This window comes from Micromonospora sp. SD19 (assembly GCF_054462275.1).
On sequence record NZ_JBTLMN010000001.1, the window covers coordinates 1,294,913 to 1,311,530 of the forward strand.

The 16,618-nt window shown below is 70.5% G+C and carries 14 protein-coding genes; 9 read left to right on the plus strand and 5 right to left on the minus strand.

Translation table 11 applies throughout. The annotated features are described in order from the left end of the window. The first annotated feature begins 2 nt into the window (after nt 1–2). Nucleotides 3–710, plus strand: a complete 708-nt coding sequence (locus ACX27O_RS06005; RefSeq protein WP_458939030.1) for a ComF family protein — start codon at nt 3–5, stop codon at nt 708–710. A 244-nt stretch (nt 711–954) separates the two neighbouring features. Further along, the gene (hpf, locus tag ACX27O_RS06010; RefSeq protein WP_030331512.1) at nt 955–1,584 is read left to right on the plus strand and encodes a ribosome hibernation-promoting factor, HPF/YfiA family; all 630 of its coding nucleotides are present in this window, start codon (nt 955–957) and stop codon (nt 1,582–1,584) included. A gap of 66 nt (nt 1,585–1,650) precedes the next feature. Here the strand turns inward: hpf and ACX27O_RS06015 are convergent, their stop codons facing one another. Both ACX27O_RS06015 and ACX27O_RS06020 read right to left on the minus strand, forming a co-directional pair. After that, complete coding sequence (locus ACX27O_RS06015) at nt 1,651–2,763, minus strand: GNAT family N-acetyltransferase (protein WP_458939031.1); 1,113 nt, start codon at nt 2,761–2,763, stop codon at nt 1,651–1,653. Then, a complete protein-coding gene (locus tag ACX27O_RS06020; RefSeq protein WP_358131386.1) occupies nt 2,760–3,911 on the minus strand; it encodes a GNAT family N-acetyltransferase in 1,152 nt (383 codons plus the stop codon). Before ACX27O_RS06020 ends, ACX27O_RS06015 begins: the two co-directional genes overlap by 4 nt. A gap of 168 nt (nt 3,912–4,079) precedes the next feature. Between ACX27O_RS06020 and secA the strand changes: the two genes are divergently transcribed. Beyond that, nucleotides 4,080–7,007: a preprotein translocase subunit SecA gene (gene secA / locus ACX27O_RS06025; RefSeq protein WP_030331506.1), complete on the plus strand. Its 2,928-nt coding sequence runs from the start codon at nt 4,080–4,082 to the stop codon at nt 7,005–7,007. A gap of 480 nt (nt 7,008–7,487) precedes the next feature. Here secA and ACX27O_RS06030 read toward each other — a convergent pair whose 3' ends face one another. Both ACX27O_RS06030 and ACX27O_RS06035 read right to left on the minus strand, forming a co-directional pair. Further along, nucleotides 7,488–8,081: an Rv3235 family protein gene (locus tag ACX27O_RS06030; protein WP_458939032.1), complete on the minus strand. Its 594-nt coding sequence runs from the start codon at nt 8,079–8,081 to the stop codon at nt 7,488–7,490. A gap of 614 nt (nt 8,082–8,695) precedes the next feature. After that, nucleotides 8,696–8,923, minus strand: coding sequence for a helix-turn-helix domain-containing protein (locus ACX27O_RS06035; RefSeq protein ID WP_030331503.1), 228 nt, complete (start codon nt 8,921–8,923; stop codon nt 8,696–8,698). 215 nt (nt 8,924–9,138) lie between these two features. On the opposite strand from ACX27O_RS06035, the gene ACX27O_RS06040 reads away from it, so the two are divergent. Then, a complete protein-coding gene (locus ACX27O_RS06040) occupies nt 9,139–9,648 on the plus strand; it encodes a DUF6912 family protein (protein ID WP_030331501.1) in 510 nt (169 codons plus the stop codon). Nucleotides 9,649–9,819: 171 nt separating this feature from the next. Here the strand turns inward: ACX27O_RS06040 and ACX27O_RS06045 are convergent, their stop codons facing one another. Continuing rightward, on the minus strand, nt 9,820–10,938 hold the full coding sequence (locus ACX27O_RS06045) for a hypothetical protein (RefSeq protein WP_247680360.1): 1,119 nt from the start codon (nt 10,936–10,938) through the stop codon (nt 9,820–9,822). A gap of 290 nt (nt 10,939–11,228) precedes the next feature. Here ACX27O_RS06045 and pruA point away from each other — a divergent pair, with 290 nt between their 5' ends. From pruA to ftsX, 5 genes are all read left to right on the plus strand, one after another. Then, a complete protein-coding gene (gene pruA, locus ACX27O_RS06050) occupies nt 11,229–12,857 on the plus strand; it encodes an L-glutamate gamma-semialdehyde dehydrogenase (protein ID WP_400447062.1) in 1,629 nt (542 codons plus the stop codon). Nucleotides 12,858–13,033: 176 nt separating this feature from the next. Next, nucleotides 13,034–13,549: a PadR family transcriptional regulator gene (locus ACX27O_RS06055; RefSeq protein ID WP_030331495.1), complete on the plus strand. Its 516-nt coding sequence runs from the start codon at nt 13,034–13,036 to the stop codon at nt 13,547–13,549. 121 nt (nt 13,550–13,670) lie between these two features. Continuing rightward, nucleotides 13,671–14,792, plus strand: coding sequence for a peptide chain release factor 2 (prfB, locus tag ACX27O_RS06060; protein WP_279517056.1), 1,122 nt, complete (start codon nt 13,671–13,673; stop codon nt 14,790–14,792). 118 nt (nt 14,793–14,910) lie between these two features. Continuing rightward, nucleotides 14,911–15,591: a cell division ATP-binding protein FtsE gene (ftsE, locus tag ACX27O_RS06065; RefSeq protein ID WP_030331491.1), complete on the plus strand. Its 681-nt coding sequence runs from the start codon at nt 14,911–14,913 to the stop codon at nt 15,589–15,591. Between the two features lie 67 nt (nt 15,592–15,658). Beyond that, nucleotides 15,659–16,534 carry a permease-like cell division protein FtsX gene (gene ftsX / locus ACX27O_RS06070; RefSeq protein ID WP_357593001.1) on the plus strand — a complete coding sequence of 292 codons (876 nt, stop codon included), beginning with the start codon at nt 15,659–15,661 and terminating at the stop codon, nt 16,532–16,534. Nucleotides 16,535–16,618 lie beyond the last annotated feature (84 nt).

Genomic DNA, 16,618 nt, shown 5'->3' on the forward strand with positions numbered 1-16,618 from the left:
CGGTGGGCGGGCTCTGGGCGGACCTCGCCGACCTGGTGCTACCCGCCGACTGCGCCGGTTGTCGCGAGCGCCGCCCCGGCCTGCGGCACGGGGTCTGCCCCGCCTGCGTCACCGCGCTGAGCCAGTTGCGGCCACGGGCGGTGCGCCCCACCCCCGCCCCGCCGGGTCTGCCGTCCTGCGTCGCACTCGGCTCGTACGCGGGTCCGCTGCGTGAGGCTCTGCTGGCGTACAAGGAACACGGCCGACACGGCCTGGCCCGCCCACTCGGCGCGCTGCTCGCCGAGGTCGTCGCGGCGGCCGTCGGCGAGCCTCGTCCGTTGGCGTTGGTTCCGGTCCCGGACACCGCGGCGGCGGCCCGGTCCCGTTACGGAGACCACCTCGACCGGTTGGCCCGGCACTGCGCGGCCCGGCTCAACCGGGGCGGTTGGGCGGCGCGGGTGCACCGTCCGCTGCGGGCGCTGCCCCGGCCCGACTCGGTCACCCTGGACAGCGCCGGGCGGGCGGCGGCGGCTGAGGCGGCCTTCCAGCCTCGCTCGGCCGGACCGTTGCCGGGTGGTGCCGCGGGCCCGGCACCGGTCGTGGTGCTGCTCGACGACATCGTCACCACCGGGGTGACCCTCGCCGCCGCGAGCGGAGTGCTGAGCGCGACGGGATGGGCGCCAACAGTCGCCGCGGTGCTCGCGGCGACCGAGAAAAGACACCAGTCGTAACCCATCGTGTTTCCGTTTCACCCGTTGGTGTATGAGCTGCGAAAAATTCTGGGCCGTCTCGGCAACATGGGGTGACTGCCGGGCAAACAGGAGTTAGCGTTTCGCTGTCGGGGGTAGGAGGTCGTTCCAACCGCCCTCGGCGGTGAGAGGAGGCGTAGCCGTACAACCGGTCGACGCCAGCGGGTCTCCCCACGGCGCGCGGCCGGGTAACCGGATCGAAGACCGTCCGAACAAGGGAGGTCACGTGGACATCGTGGTCAAGGGCCGTAACGTCGAAGTTCCCGATCATTACCGGGTACACGTAGCCGAGAAACTCGCGAAGATCGAACGCTACGACCACAAACTTATTCGCGTCGATGTCGAGCTGTTTCACGAGCGCAATCCGCGCCAAGCCGACCACTGCCAGCGGGTGGAGATCACCTGCGTTTCCCGGGGTCCGGTGATTCGGGCCGAGGCCTGCACGAACGACTTCTACAGCGCGCTCGACGCCGCCATCGCGAAGCTCGACACCCGGCTACGCCGCGCAGCCGACCGCCGCCGCGTACACCGGGGCCGGCACGCGCCGATCTCCGTCGCCGAGGCCACCGCGGGCCTGCCGGTCGCCGACCTGGTCTCCACCGCGCCGAGCGACGGCGCCCGCGCCGGCACGGCCGTCGCGGAGCGGGTCGAGGAGGAGTACGACGACCAGCAGCCGTGGCACATCGCCCGGGAGAAGGTGCACCCGGCGGAGCCGATGACCATCGACGACGCGCTGTTCGAGATGGAACTGGTCGGCCACGACTTCTACCTTTTCCAGGACAAGGAGTCCGGCCGTCCCAGCGTCGTCTACCGGCGGCACGCCTACGACTACGGGATCATCTCCCTCGCCACCTGACCCACCCCTCTCGTTCGACCGGGGAGTTGTGGCGGGACGTCCCGCCACAACTCCCTGCCGCCGTTCTCAGCGCAGGTCGGTGGGGAGCAGCGCGAACGTCAGATCGTCCAGGCGGGTGCCGTCCAGGCCGGGCAGCCGGCCACGCTGGAGCCCCTCCCGCTGGAAGCCGACCCGCTCCAGCACCCGGTGCGAGGCGACGTTTCCCGGCACTGTGCCGGCGACCAGCCGGGTGACACCCGCCGAACCGAACGCCCACGCGGCGAGCAGCCGGACCGCACGGGTCGCGTACCCCCGGCCCCGCCACTCGGGAAGCAGCGCGTAGCCGACCGAGCCCTCACCGCTGGCCGCGTCCGTGATCGACATCCCGCAACTGCCCGCCGGCGCGCCGCTGGCCACGTCGACGATCATCAGCCGGGCGATGACACCGGTGAGCCAGGCGCTCTCCGCCAGCAGGCAGCGCCGTTGCGTCGCCTCGGGCGTCGGCGGCACCGGCGGGGCCTGGTTGGCGACGACCTCCGGTCGGCTGTGCAGCCGGTGCATCAGCTCCGCGTCGTCCGGCGCGAGCCGGCGCACTGTCACGACACCGTCGGTGAGCAGCCCGCCGGGCAGGTCGGGCAGCAGGCGGGCGGTCGGGCCTGGCGGGTCGTCGGCGAGGCGTACCCAGGCCAGCAGGTCGTGGCGGTCCCCGTTCCGGCCGGATCCGGCCGACCGGCGCGAGCCCTCGTAGCGGTAGCCGGCGGCCAGCGCGACCCGCTGACTCGACGCGTTCTCCGACTCGGTGAGCAGTTCCAGGCGGGCGGTGCCGGCGGCGAACGCGTGGTCGCTCAGCGCGCGGGTCGCGGCGGTGGCGACCCCGCGTCCGCGCGCCGCCGGCCGCACCCAGTAGCCGATCTCGGCCTGACCCCGGGCGGACACCGGGTTGTTCAACCCCACCGCGCCGAGCAGCCGGTCGGTGGCCGGGTCGGCGATGGCGTACGCGGCGCCGCCGCCGGTCCAGGCCGCCGGAGCGCCCCACTCGATCCACCAGCGGGCGTCGACATCGGTGTACGGGGCTGGCAGGTTCGACACGAACCGCTGGCTGACCGGGTCGGCGCAGCCGTCGACCACGTCGGCGGTGTCCCCGGTGTGAAACGGCCGCAGCCGCACCCCGTACGCCTCGATGACCTCCTGCTCGGTCACGCCAGATCCTCGGCGAGCAGCGCGGCGACCCAGACGTCGGCCCGTTCGCCCCGGTGCGGTACGGCACCTCGGGCGGTCCCCTCGAACGAGAAGCCGGCCTTCTCCGCCACCCGACGGGAGGCGTCGTTGCCGACGTTCGCCTTCCACTCGATCCGGGCCAGACCCAGCGCGGTGAAACCCCAGGCACTCAGCGCGAGCAGCGCGGCCGTCATGTAGCCGCGACCACGGGCGTCGGGCGCGGTCATGAACCCCACGTCGGCCAGCAGCGGGTCGGTCGGGGAGAGCCGCAGGTCGATGGTGCCCGCGTAGCTGTCGTCCTGGTCGGCGATCACGAAGCAGGCGGCGTCGCCCCGGGCCCACAGCGCCTGGCAGTGCTCCTGGTACCACAGCGCGTCGGCGTGGTCGTACGGGTCCGGCACCGTGGTCCAGCGGATCGACTCCGGGTCCCGGCAGGTCCGCACCACGGCGTCCAGGTCCCGCTCCTCCATGGGCCGCAGCCGCAGCTCGCCCGCCCCGGTGGTGGCGAACAGAACGGGCTGCGGGCGGCCGAAGACGGCGGCCCGGCGGGCGGCGAGGGTGCCCGGCTGGGCCGGCCCGGGCGACCCGGCGGCGGGCACCTCGCCAGGCAGCAGCGAACCGATCCAGCCGTCCGCCACGCCCTTTAGCGCCGGGTTGGCCATCCGCAACCGGCCGTCGACCCGGAAACCGGCTCGGAGGGCCACCAGCCGGGAGGCGTGGTTGCCCACCTCGGCCTGCCAGATGAGCCGACGCAGGCCGACGGTGTCGAAGGACCAGCGGGCCACCGCCCGGGTGGCCCGGACCATCACGCCCCGACCACGCGCCCACGGTGCCGTCCAGTAGCCGACCTCACCGGTACCGTCCTTGTCGATGGAGATCAGGCCGTTGGCGCCCAGCAGCTCACCGGTGCCCGGGTCGCAGACCGCGAACGGTGCCCCGGTGCCCTCGGCCCAGGACTTCCGGCTCATCTCGGTGACAAATCCGTGCGCGTGTTCCGGTCGGTATGGGCGCGGTACGGTGGTCCAGCGCTGAATGTCGGGGTCCTGGCAGGCTCGGTGGACGGCCTCGGCATCCGCCTCCCGCCAGGGTCGCAGCAGCACGCCGTCCTCGATGATCTCCACGGGCTCCACTCGTGCATCCTGCCGTAGCGTTCGCCGACGGCGTAACCGGATAACGTTTGGGGCGAGCGCAGGACGCGAGTTATGTCGGGTTCCGCGGGGTCGAGCACCGCCACCAGTGACCATCGCGCCGATGGAGCGCCTACGATGGTTCGAGACTGTCTAGGGGAGCGTTGATCCGTGTCGATTCTGGAAAAGGTCCTTAACGCGGGCGAGGGCCGCATGGTGCGCCGCCTCAAGGCGATCGCCAATGCCGTCAGCTCGATCGAGGACGACTACATCAACCTCACCGATGAGGAACTGGCCGGCATGACCGAGCAGTTCCGAGAGCGGCTCGAGGAGGGTGAGACCCTCGATGATCTGCTGCCGGAGGCGTTCGCGGTGGCCCGCGAGGCAGCCGCCAGGGTGCTGGGCCAGCGCCCGTACGACGTCCAGGTGATGGGCGGCGCGGCGCTGCACTTCGGCAACATCGCCGAGATGAAGACCGGTGAGGGTAAGACGCTGACCTCGGTCATGGCCGTCTACCTCAACGCGCTCTCCGGCAAGGGCGTCCACGTCATCACGGTCAACGACTACCTCGCCCAGCGTGACGCGGCGTGGATGGGCCGGGTGCACGAGTTCCTCGGGCTGACCGTCGGCGTGGTGCTGCCCAACCGGCCGGCCAGCGAGCACAAGGCCGCCTACGAGTGCGACATCACCTACGGCACCAACAACGAGTTCGGCTTCGACTACCTGCGCGACAACATGGCGTGGTCGAAGGACGAGCTGGTGCAGCGCGGGCACAACTTCGCGGTGGTCGACGAGGTCGACTCGATCCTGATCGACGAGGCTCGCACCCCGCTGATCATCTCCGGCCCGGCCGAGCACTCCGCCCGCTGGTACGGCGAGTTCGCCGGCGTGGTGGCCCGGCTCCAGCCCGGCACCGACGGCGAGGGCGACTACGAGGTCGACCACTCCAAGCGCACCATCGCGGTGACCGAGCGGGGCGTCGCCAAGGTCGAGGACCGGCTCGGCATCGACAACCTGTACGAGTCGGTGAACACCCCGCTGGTCGGCTACCTCAACAACGCCATCAAGGCCAAGGAGCTCTACAAGCGCGACAAGGACTACATCGTCAGCGACGGTGAGGTCCTGATCGTCGACGAGTTCACCGGTCGCATCCTGCACGGCCGTCGCTACAACGAGGGCATGCACCAGGCGATCGAGGCCAAGGAGGGGGTGGAGATCAAGCAGGAGAACCAGACCCTGGCCACCATCACCCTCCAGAACTACTTCCGCCTCTACGAGAAGCTGTCCGGAATGACCGGTACGGCCCAGACCGAGGCGAGCGAGTTCAACAAGGTCTACAAGGTCGGCGTCGTGACGATCCCGACCCACCGCCCGATGGTTCGCGAAGACCGGCCGGACGTCATCTACAAGACGGAAAAGGCCAAGTTCAACGCCGTCATCGAGGACATCGCCGAGCGGCACCAGATGGGCCAGCCGGTGCTCGTCGGCACCGTCTCGGTGGAAAACTCCGAGATCCTCTCGCAGCTCCTGCGCCGCCGGGGCATCCCGCACAACGTGCTGAACGCCAAGTTCCACGCGCGGGAGGCCGAGATCGTCGCCCAGGCAGGGCGTAAGGGCGCTGTCACCGTGGCAACCAACATGGCCGGTCGCGGCACCGACATCCTGCTCGGCGGCAACGCCGAGTTCCTCGCCGCGAACGAGCTGCGCCAGCGCGGCCTCGACCCGCTGGAGAACGAGGAAGAGTACGCCAAGGCGATGGAGGAGGTCCTTCCCAAGTGGAAGCAGGCCTGCGACGCCGAGGCGGAGGAGGTCGCCGCCGCCGGTGGCCTCTACGTGCTGGGCACCGAACGGCACGAGTCCCGGCGGATCGACAACCAGCTGCGCGGTCGCGCCGGCCGGCAGGGCGACCCGGGCGAGTCCCGTTTCTACCTGTCGCTGCAGGACGAGCTGATGCGGCGCTTCCGGGCCGGGGCCGTCGAGGCGGTGATGGAGCGCTTCAACATCCCGGAGGACGTGCCCATCGAGTCGAAGATGGTCACCCGGCAGATCAAGAGCGCCCAGGCCCAGATCGAGGGCCAGAACGCCGAGATCCGCAAGAACGTCCTCAAGTACGACGAGGTGCTCAACAAGCAGCGCCAGGTCGTCTACGCCGAGCGGCTCCGGGTGCTCAACGGTGAAGACCTCTCCGACCAGGTCCGCAACATGATCGACGACACCGTCGAGGCGTACGTGCGGGGTGCCACCTCCGAGGGCTACGGCGAAGACTGGGATCTTGAGCAGCTCTGGTCCAGCCTCAAGCAGCTCTACCCGGTCAGCGTGACGATCGAGGAGTTGGAGGAGGAAACCGGCGGCTCTCGGGCCGGCATGGACGCCGACTTCCTGGTCGCCCGCCTCAAGGAGGACGCCAACGCCGCGTACGACCGGCGGGAGGAGCAGCTCGGCACCGAGGGCGTCCGCCAACTCGAGCGGATGGTGCTGCTCCAGGTCATCGACCGCAAGTGGCGCGAGCACCTCTACGAGATGGACTACCTCCAGGAGGGCATCAACCTCCGCGCGTACGCCCAGCGCGACCCGGTGGTGGAATACCAGCGCGAGGGCTTCGACATGTTCGCCACGATGATGGAGGGCATCAAGGAGGAGACCGTCGGTTTCCTCTACAACATCGAGGTCCAGGTCACCGAACCCGAGCCGGAGGCGGGAGCCGACGAGGTCACGCTGCTCGACAAGCCCGTCGAGATCCGGGCCAAGGGCCTCAACCAGGCACCGCGGCGGCAGGGCCTGCAATACTCCGCGCCCACCATCGACGGCGAGGCCAGCCCCGGTGCGGTCGCCGTGGAGCAGGCCGAGCAGCAGGCTCCGGCGCTCGGCGTTGGCCGACCGGCTCCGGGTGCCCCGGCGGCACCGGGGCAGAGCGCGCCGTCCGCTCCGCAGCGGCCGGCATCCGGGCTGCGTGGCCCGGCTGTTCCGTCGGCTGCCGCCCGTCGGACGGCACCCAACCAGGCCGAGGCGAGCAACGGCCCGTCCCGCAACGCGCCGTGCCCGTGTGGCTCGGGCCGCAAGTACAAGCGCTGCCACGGCGCCCCCAACGGCGGCAACTGACCGACAGCGTCCGCAGCGACAGTCCCTGACCGACGGGTCCCGGCCGACCAGGCCGGGGCCCGTCGGTGTCTGCCAGCCCCGCCGGCCCTACAACCACCTGCCTGGGCGGCCCTCCTCGGGTGACACGCACCCGCACACCGTGATCACCTCGCCTTCATGAAAATCGGGCCATCACCCACAGCCGGACAACCCGATTTCCTGAAACCGGAGTGGATCACCCGGTCTGGCCCTGGCCTGGCTCGGTCCTGCCCTGGCTCGGTCCTGCCCTGGCTTAACCCTGCCCTGGCCCCGTCCGGCCCTGGCCCTGGTCCAGCCCTGGCCCGGCCCTGTTCGGCCCGGCCCGGCCTAGTCCTGCCGGGCCGGCCCTGCCTGGCTTGGCCCCGGCCCTGCCTGGCTTGGTCGGCTCGTCCTAGCCCGGCAGGGCTCGGGTTGGAGCCGTCCTGGGCGCGGCCAGGTGACCGATTGGGGCCGGGAGTGTGGTCAGAGCACGTGTAGGGCGGTGCAGAGCCAGCGGCCACGACGGTGCTCCAGGCGCACTGCCAACGCCCAACTTCGGCCGCTGGCGCCGGTGAGGACGGCTGCCGCCTCCACAGCGGTCTCCCTGGGCTCGCAAACTCGCAGGCGTAGCAGCCGAACCAGTGGTCGGCCGGTGCGACGGCGGGTTGTCCCGGCCCGGCCGGACGCGCGGGCGAGTTCGGTCAGCAGGTCGGCTGCTCGGGCCGGGTCGAGCAGCGCTCGCACCTGGTTCGGCGAGCGGTAGCCGTTGACCACCTCCACGCACGTGCCGACGAAGCGGTGCGCCGCTCGGGTGGTCTCCGGAGCGGCCGTCGGCGGTAACGACGCGACGGGATGGGTGGCGGGTCGGTTGGGCACCGGGCGCAGCGGTGTTCGGCGTTCCGGCGGCCGGAGGGGGAGGGGTCTGGTGGAGGCGAACAGGTCGAGGGCGAGCTGACCGTCGGTCGGTGCTGGCCAGTACGCCCCGTCGGTCTCGTCGACGTACGGCGGGTCGAAGGGCGGGACGGGGCGCAGTCGCACGGGTGGTCGGGAAGGACCGGGTCGTGCTCCGCTCATCATGGCCCCCTTTGATCTTGCGTTTGCCTTCGTTTGCCTCCGACAAGCTCGATTCTGAGTGAGACAACTGTCTCGGTCAATGGCTTCCCGGTACCCACGACCAACAAAGGCCCTTGATCCACTCGCGTTTCTTGATACCGCGGTACCGCGGCGGCCTCGATGCCCCGACTTCCGTAAACCAGAGTGGGTCAAGCCAGGTCGGACGCCCGGACCGCCCACGGCCGTCAGGCGAAGGGCTGGCTGAGGGGTCGATCGTGACGTGGGCTGCAGGTGACTCGGCCGGCGCGGCGCGAGCGGCTGGCGGGCTGGTCGTGACGCGAGCAGCAGGCAGGTGACTCGGCCAGCGTGGTGCGAGCGGCTGGCGGGCTGGTCGTGACGTGGGCGGCAGGCAGGCACGGCCGTGGCGTGAGCGGCAGGCAGGTGACTCGGTCAGCGGGGCGCCAGCGGCTGGCGGGCTGGTCGTGACGTGGGCGGCGCGCAGGCACGGCCGTGGCGTGAGCGGCAGGCAGGCGGCTCGGCCAGCGCGGCGCGAGCGGCAGGCAGGCTGGTCGGGACGTGGGTGAGCAGCCAGGCGGGCGGTCAGGCGGGCGGTCAGGCCGACCGGATGGGCTGGGCCGCTACTCGGGGTCCCGGTCGATCAGCGGATTGCTCTGCACCCAATCTGCGGTTTCATCGTATTTGCGCGTTATGTACTCTTCCAGGCGGGTCCGCTCGACGCGCCACTGGCCGCGCCCGCCGATCTTGATCGCCGGCAGTTCGCCGCTGCGCACCATGTGGTAGACCTGCGAATCCGACACGTTGAGCTCGGCAGCCACGTCGGAGAGCAGCAGGAACCTCGGCTCCACAGGCACTCCCGGTGTTGATGTCGTTTGGCTCAGTTTGCCACCGACAGCGCTGACCGCCCAGCACCGGCCCGGTTCGGCGGCCGACCGGCAGCGCGAGACACACCGGGCGGGAGCTTCCTCCGGCCGGAGGCGAGGTGTATGACGGTCACGGCGTGCGGCATGATCTGCGCCCGTGCCGGCGGCCGCCGGTGGAGGACGACGCGGGGAGACGACCGGTGACCGACGAGCTTGTCCGGGTGTACGTGCCGGCGACCGTACCGATGCTGGCTCGGCTGCGTGAGGAGGGGCTCGCCGCCGACCAGGCGCACGCCGTGACCCCGGCGCTTCGCGAGTGGTACGCGGAGGGCGACGAGGAGGAGTTGGAGTACGTCGCGTTCACCCGGGCTGCGCAGGACGCCCTGCACCTGCTGCGGGCCGACCCGAGCGCGCCCCGCCGTCGCGTCGTCGTCTCGGTCGACCTGCCGTCGGGGGCGATCGGGCGTGGCGACGGTGAGTTGGGCTCCAGCACTGTGGCGTTGACCGGTGCCGTGCCGGTGGGCGCGGTGGCGGCCATCCACGTGGACGGCGCGGACGCGGTCGAGGAGATCGGCGCGGCGGCCGACGTGGTGGCCGAGGCGGCGGCTGGTGACCCCGACGCCCAGTTCACCGTCGACGGCGCCGAGGATCACGAGCTGGAGTGGTACGACGTGACGGAGCTGGACCAACTGCTCCGCGCCGCCACCTGAGCCGACACCGGCCGGGACCGTCGAACACCGCGCACCGGCCGGGACCGCCTGACGTCGAACGCCGGCCGGGACCGCCGGACACCGGCCGGGACCGTCGAACACCGCGCACCGGCCGGGACCGCCTGGCGCCGGACACCGGCCGGGACCGCCGGACACCGGCCCGACGCCGGGTCAGCGAGCCGGGTCCGCCTTTGCCGGGTCCGCGTCGACCGCCTGAGCGTCGTCGGAGGTCTCGGTCGGGTCCGCGTCGTACGCCTTGGCGTAGCCCGGCTTGTCGTCCTCGGGGTCGGCCTGGTCCGGGACCGGGGCCGGGCTGTCGGCTGGTTCGTCGTCGTCGCTGTGGGCGGGGCTGAGCGTGCGGCCGAACGCGATGAGCGCGGTCAGCGCCCCCACGAACAGCACCCAGATGCCGTTGTCCACCCGGGAGGTGCCGAGTGAGGTCTGCGCCACCGCGTCCGCCTCACTGAGCGCGCTGGCGAGGTCGAGCAACGACCGGCCGCCGACCCGGATGATCACCTCGGCGAGCAGCAGGAGGAGCCCCGGCCCGGCGCCGGCGAGCAGGTACGCGGGCCAGCGCAGCCCCGGGGCGTCGGGATCGCGGCGGACGGCTCGACGTCGTGCCCAGGTCAGGTAGCCGAAGGCCAGGAGGCCGGCCAGGAGCCCGGCGACGAGCGATTCGGTGCGGGACACCCACTTGGCCGCGCTGATCAACGATTCCTGGCTGTCGCCGGCGCCGAAGAGGTCGAACAGCGGGTCGCGGGCGCGGCTGAACGCGACCACGAAGATCAGGGTGCCCAGCGCGGCGGTGACCACGGCACCGATCGCCGGGGCGGTTCGCGCGGCGGCCAGCGCGCCCCCGATGATCGCCGCTGCCGCGGTCGTGCCGGCGATCACGTTGGTGGTGGACGTGTCGAAGTAGGTGAGGTTGATGGCCACCGCGGCGGCGAGCCCGACCAGCATTCCGCCGCCGATCGCGCCGGCGAAGCGCAGGGTGGCCCAGTCGCCGTACCGGCGGGCCAGCAGGTTGCCACCGGCCAGCGCGACGGCGGCCCCGGCCACCAGCGCGGCCGAGATCACGCCGGGTAGGGCGAACGCGGAGAGGCTGATCGCGGTGACGCCGGCCGCCGCCGAGGTGATGGCCTCCCGGGTGGACCAGAGCATGGCGGCCAGCCAGCCGAGCGCCAGCAGCGCGAGCACAGTGGCGCCGGGGGCGGGCAGCGGCCGAGTGCCCGCGTTGACCGCCGGCTCGTCCGACTCGGCGGCCGGGGGGCGGCCGGGCTGCTTGGTCATCGTCTCCCCTTCGAGGCGGCAGGTCACCGACCATTCAGGGTACGCGGGCCCGCTGGGCTGCCTGTCGCCCCGGGACAGCGGGATGGATCGAGACCAGTCGGTAAGGGGGGAGGGGTGCTGCGGTCCTTGGCGCAGGGCGGTGGCCGAGGTGGGTCGCGCGGCCCGTCGTGGGAGAATCACGGGAGGTCCCGCCGCTGCCCGGCCTCTCGTGTGGCGTCCGGTGTCCGGCCGTCCGGTCGGTGCCCGCGGGTCCGGTTTCGCCACTGCTGTCGAGATCGCCAGGAGCCCTGATGGATGCCGTGTTCTCCGTACCCGAGCCGCGCAACGAGCCGGTTCGCAACTACGAGCCGGGCAGCCCCGACCGGGACCGGCTCCAGCGGCGGCTGACCGAGCTCGCCGCCGAGCGCATCGACCTGCCGATGACCATCGGCGGTGAGCAGCGGATGGCCGGCGGCGACCCGATCAACGTGGTGCAGCCGCACAAGCACGCCCACGTGTTGGGTGTGACAGCGCACGCCACCCACGATGACGCCCGCGCCGCCGTGCAGGCGGCAAAGGATGCCGCGCCGATGTGGCGGGCGCTGCCCTTCGAGGAGCGCGCCGCGATCTTCCTGCGCGCCGCCGAGCTGCTCGCCGGTCCCTGGCGCGACACCCTCAACGCCGCCACCATGCTCGGCCAGTCGAAGACCGCGATCCAGGCGGAGATCGACGCGGCCTGCGAGTTCATCGACTTCCTGCGGTTCAACGTGCACTTCGCGCGTCGCCTGATGGAGGAGCAGCCGGCGTCCTCGCCCGGCGTCTGGAACCGCTTCGACCACCGCCCGCTGGAGGGCTTCGTCTACGCGGTCACCCCGTTCAACTTCACCGCCATCGCCGGCAATCTGCCGTCGGCGCCGGCCCTGCTGGGCAACACGGTGGTCTGGAAGCCGGGCCCGACCCAGCAGTTCGCCGCGCACTTCACCATGCGGCTGTTCGAGGCGGCCGGCCTGCCGCCCGGTGTGATCAACATGGTCACCGGCCGGGGCGAGGAGGTCTCCGATGTGGTGCTCGCCGACCCGGATCTGGCCGGCATCCACTTCACCGGCTCGACGAAGGTCTTCCAGCAGTTGTGGCGGACCGTGGGCGACAACATCGCCCGGTACCGGGGCTACCCGCGCCTGGTCGGTGAGACCGGCGGTAAGGACTTCGTCGTCGCGCACACCAGCGCCGACGTGGACGCTCTGCACACCGCGCTGATCCGCGGCGCGTACGAGTACCAGGGCCAGAAGTGCTCGGCGGCGTCGCGGGCGTACGTGCCGCGCTCGATCTGGGAGGGTGGGCTGCGGGACCGCCTGGCCGCCACCGCCGACTCGCTGACCTACGGTGACGTGGTCGACTTCAGCAACTTCGGCGGCGCCGTGATCGACGACAAGGCGTTCGCCCGGCACACCGCCGCGCTGGAACTGATCGCCGGTGACGACAGCTGCCGGGTGCTGGCCGGTGGCACCGCCGACGACTCGGTCGGCTACTTCGTGCGCCCGACGCTCTTCGAGTGCGGCGACGCCGCCCACGAGACCTTCACGACCGAGTACTTCGGGCCGATCCTGGGCGTGCACGTGTTCGACGACGCCCGGTTCGACGAGGTGGTGGCGCAGGCCGAGTCGATCGCCCCGTACGCGCTGACCGGCTCGGTGTTCGCCACCGACCGGCGGGTCGTCGAGTCGGTCGGCGAGCGCATGCGCTACGCGGCCGGCAACTTCTACATCAACGACAAGCCGACCGGCGCGGTGGTCGGGCAGCAGCCCTTCGGTGGCGCCCGCGCCAGCGGCACCAACGACAAGGCCGGCTCCTGGCTGAACCTGGTCCGCTGGGTCTCCCCGCGAACGATCAAGGAGACCTTCGTGCCGCCGACCGACCACACGTACCCCCACATGGGCTGACCGGCGACGACCCGCCGGCGGCGTGCGTGAGCGCCGCCGGCGGACGCCCGGAACGGCCAATCCATCGATAGTCCTCAACGGACAGTCTGCCGCCGACAGTGCACTTAGGAAGTCCTGTTGGGTGGCAAACCGGCAAATCCTGGACGCCGCGTGCGCAAAGTGGCAGCGTAGTGGGCATGGCGGATTCCGGAGTCAACCCTACGGCGGCGGCCCTGCTCGGCCTCCTCCACGAGGGCCCGATGACAGGCGGTCAGTTGATGGCCGCCGCTGAGCGCCGTCTGGCGCCGTACTGGTCGATGACCCGCAGTCAGGTGTACCGCGAGTTGCCGGTGCTGGCTGAGCGGGGTTTTGTGCGGCTCGGCAAGCCGGGGCCGCGGATGAGCCAGCCGTACGCGCTGACCGCCAGCGGAAAACGGACGTTTTCCCGCTGGCTCGCGGAGAACCCGGGGCGGGACACCATCCGCAACCCGATAGCGCTGCGGATGGCCTTCGGCAACCTGCACTCCGCCAGCCAGCTGAAGAGCCTGTACGCCTCGGCCAACGAATACCACACCGAGGCCCTCGCCCAGGTGCGGGAGCAGGTGAAGAACGCCAAACGGGACGGCGAGACGTACGACGCCAGCGCGCTGGAGTTCGCGGTCGCCTACCACCGGGCTGCCCTCTCGTGGCTGAAGTCCGCCCCCGTCGGGTGACGATCGGCTGGTTCGCGCACCGGCAACGGGCTGCCGTGAGCCCGGGGGCGCACCCCCGATTTGACGCTGCTCCGCGGGGCTCGCAAGCTCACCCCTCGCCCGCGCAGTACGCTTGTCTGTCGTGACCGCTGCCGATTACGCCGAACAGCTCAAGGAACTCGACGCGACCCTGCGAAACATCGAGGCCGTCCTCAACCTCGACCGGCTCCACGAGGACAAGGCCCGCCTTGAGCAGGAGGCGTCCGCCCCCGACCTGTGGGACGACCAGGCCAAGGCCCAGCAGGTGACCTCGCAGCTGTCGTACGTCAACGGCGAGATCAGCAAGCTGGGCAGCCTGCGCTCCCAGCTCGACGACGCCCAGGTGCTGCTGGAGCTGGCCGAGGCCGAGTCCGACCCGGGCGTGTTGACCGAGGTCGAGTCGGAGATCACCGGGTTGACCAAGGCCATCCAGGAGATGGAGGTCCGCACCCTGCTCTCCGGCGAGTACGACTCCCGGGAGGCACTCGTCGCCATCCGGGCCGGCGCCGGTGGTGTGGACGCCGCGGACTTCGCCGAGATGCTGCTGCGGATGTACCTGCGCTGGGCGGAGCGGCACGGCTACCCGACCGAGGTCTACGAGACCTCGTACGCCGAGGAGGCGGGTCTGAAGTCGGCCACCTTCGCGGTCAAGGTGCCGTACGCGTACGGCACGCTCAGTGTCGAGTCGGGCACGCACCGGCTGGTCCGGATCAGCCCGTTCGACAACCAGGGGCGTCGGCAGACCAGCTTCGCGGGGGTCGAGGTCCTGCCGGTCACCGAGCAGACCGACCACATCGACATCCCGGAGAACGAGGTACGCGTCGACGTCTACCGCTCCTCCGGCCCGGGTGGGCAGAGCGTCAACACCACCGACTCGGCGGTGCGGCTGACGCACATCCCGACCGGCATCGTGGTGACCTGCCAGAACGAGAAGTCCCAGCTGCAGAACAAGGCCTCCGCGCTGCGGGTGCTCCAGGCTCGGCTGCTGGAGCGCAAGCGCCAGGAGGAGCAGGCCAAGCTCGAAGGGCTCAAGGAGAACGCGGCGGGCTCGTGGGGTGACCAGATGCGCTCGTACGTCCTGCACCCCTATCAGATGGTGAAGGATCTCCGAACTGAGCAGGAGACCGGCAATCCGAGCGCGGTCTTCGACGGCGAGTTGGACGGTTTCATCGAGGCGGGCATCCGTTGGCGTAAGCAGCGGCAGCTCGCCGGCGACGGTGCGTGACGGCGCGCGGGCGGAGCGCGTCATCGATCTCCAGGTAGGAGCCTGATTCGACGACTCGTGCCGGATCGGCGGGGCGTGGGGCTTGGCTCAGTTGTTACACCGCGTAGACTCACCACCCGTGATTCAGCTTGAGCAAGTGACGAAGACGTACCCGAAGGCGTCCCGGCCTTCGCTCGACAACGTGTCCGTCTCGATCGAGAAGGGCGAGTTCGTCTTCTTCATCGGTCCATCCGGCTCCGGCAAGTCCACGATCATCAAGATGCTGCTGCACGAGGTGGCCCCCAACAAGGGCCGCGTCGTGGTGAACGGCAAGGACGTCACGTCGATGCGGTCCTGGAAGCGACCCCACTTCCGGCGCTCGATCGGCTGCGTCTTCCAGGACTTCCGGCTGCTGCCGAACCGCACCGCCTACGAGAACGTGGCGTTCGCTCTCGAGGTGATCGGCAAGACGAAGGCGGTTGCCCGCCGCGTCGTGCCGGAGGTGCTGGAGCTGGTCGGGCTCGGTGGCAAGGAGCACCGCTACCCGCACGAGCTCTCCGGTGGTGAGCAGCAGCGGGTCGCCGTCGCCCGGGCGTTCGTGAACCGTCCGCTGATCCTTCTCGCGGACGAGCCCACCGGAAACCTGGACCCGGACACCTCGATCGAGATCATGCGTCTGCTGGACCGGATCAATCGCACCGGCACGACCGTCGTGATGGTCACCCACGACTCCAACATCGTGAACCAGATGCGCCGCCGCGTCGTTGAGATTGAGAGCGGTCGCATCGTGCGTGACCAGGCCCGCGGCGTCTACGGGTGAGCCGGCGCTCCACCCCTGCGCAGCCTGACGACGAACACCTCATGCCGGAGACCCGGAGGAAATCCCGATGCGCGTGAAATACGTCCTGTCCGAGGTACTGGTCGGACTGTGGCGCAACGTGACCATGTCCATCGCGATGATCATCACGATGGCGGTCTCGCTGACCATGCTCGGCGCCAGCGGTCTCATGTACCGCCAGGTCGACGACATGAAGGACCTCTACTACAAGAACATCGAAGTCTCGATCTTCTTGACCCAGGAGGTGACCGAGCAGGAACGCACTGACCTGCAGACCAAGCTCGACAGCGACCCCCTGGTCAAGGATGTCCTCTACGTCAACAAGGACGAGGCGTACAAGCGCTTCAAGGAGATGTACCAGGACGCGCCGGACCTGGTGAACGCGGTCAAGCCCGACCAGCTGCCCGAGGCGTTCCGGCTCAAGCTGAACAACCCGGAGCAGTACAAGGACGTCTACGACCAGTACAAGGACACGGCGGGCGTCGAGGAGATCATCGACCAGAGTCGACTGCTCGACAAGATCTTCAACATCCTCACCTCGATCCAGAACATCGCCCTGGCCGCCGCCATCGTGATGGCGATCGCCGCCCTGCTGCTCGTCGCGAACACCATTCAGGTGGCCGCGTACAGCAAGCGGCGTGAGGTGGCGGTCATGAAGCTGGTCGGCGCGTCCAACTGGTTCATCCAGGCGCCGTTCGTGCTGGAGGCCGTGGTGGCCGGCCTGATCGGTTCACTGCTCGGTCTGGTGGCCCTGGTCGCGGCGAAGTATCTGCTCTTCGACGGGTCGTTGAGCGCGTTGCAGGGTCTGCTCTCGCCGATCACCTGGGGCGACATCCTGTTCATCTTCCCGCTGATGGCTGGCGTCGGTGGTCTGGTCAGCGCCGCCACCGCCTGGATCACCCTGCGCTTCTACCTGCGGGTCTAGGCACCGTACGGGTCGTCCCGTGGTCTTCCGAGGACCCTCCCGCAGCCGGAAATAAACGGCGCGGGAGGGTCCTTCCACTCGGGT

Bases quoted from the DNA above. Each gene is read 5' to 3' on its own strand.
- ftsX (WP_357593001.1), top strand. From the start codon at position 15,659: ATGCGCGTGAAATACGTCCTGTCCGAGGTACTGGTCGGACTGTGGCGC.
- ACX27O_RS06030 (WP_458939032.1), bottom strand. From the start codon at position 8,081: ATGATGAGCGGAGCACGACCCGGTCCTTCCCGACCACCCGTGCGACTG.
- ACX27O_RS06045 (WP_247680360.1), bottom strand. From the start codon at position 10,938: ATGACCAAGCAGCCCGGCCGCCCCCCGGCCGCCGAGTCGGACGAGCCG.
- ACX27O_RS06055 (WP_030331495.1), top strand. From the start codon at position 13,034: ATGGCGGATTCCGGAGTCAACCCTACGGCGGCGGCCCTGCTCGGCCTC.
- pruA (WP_400447062.1), top strand. From the start codon at position 11,229: ATGGATGCCGTGTTCTCCGTACCCGAGCCGCGCAACGAGCCGGTTCGC.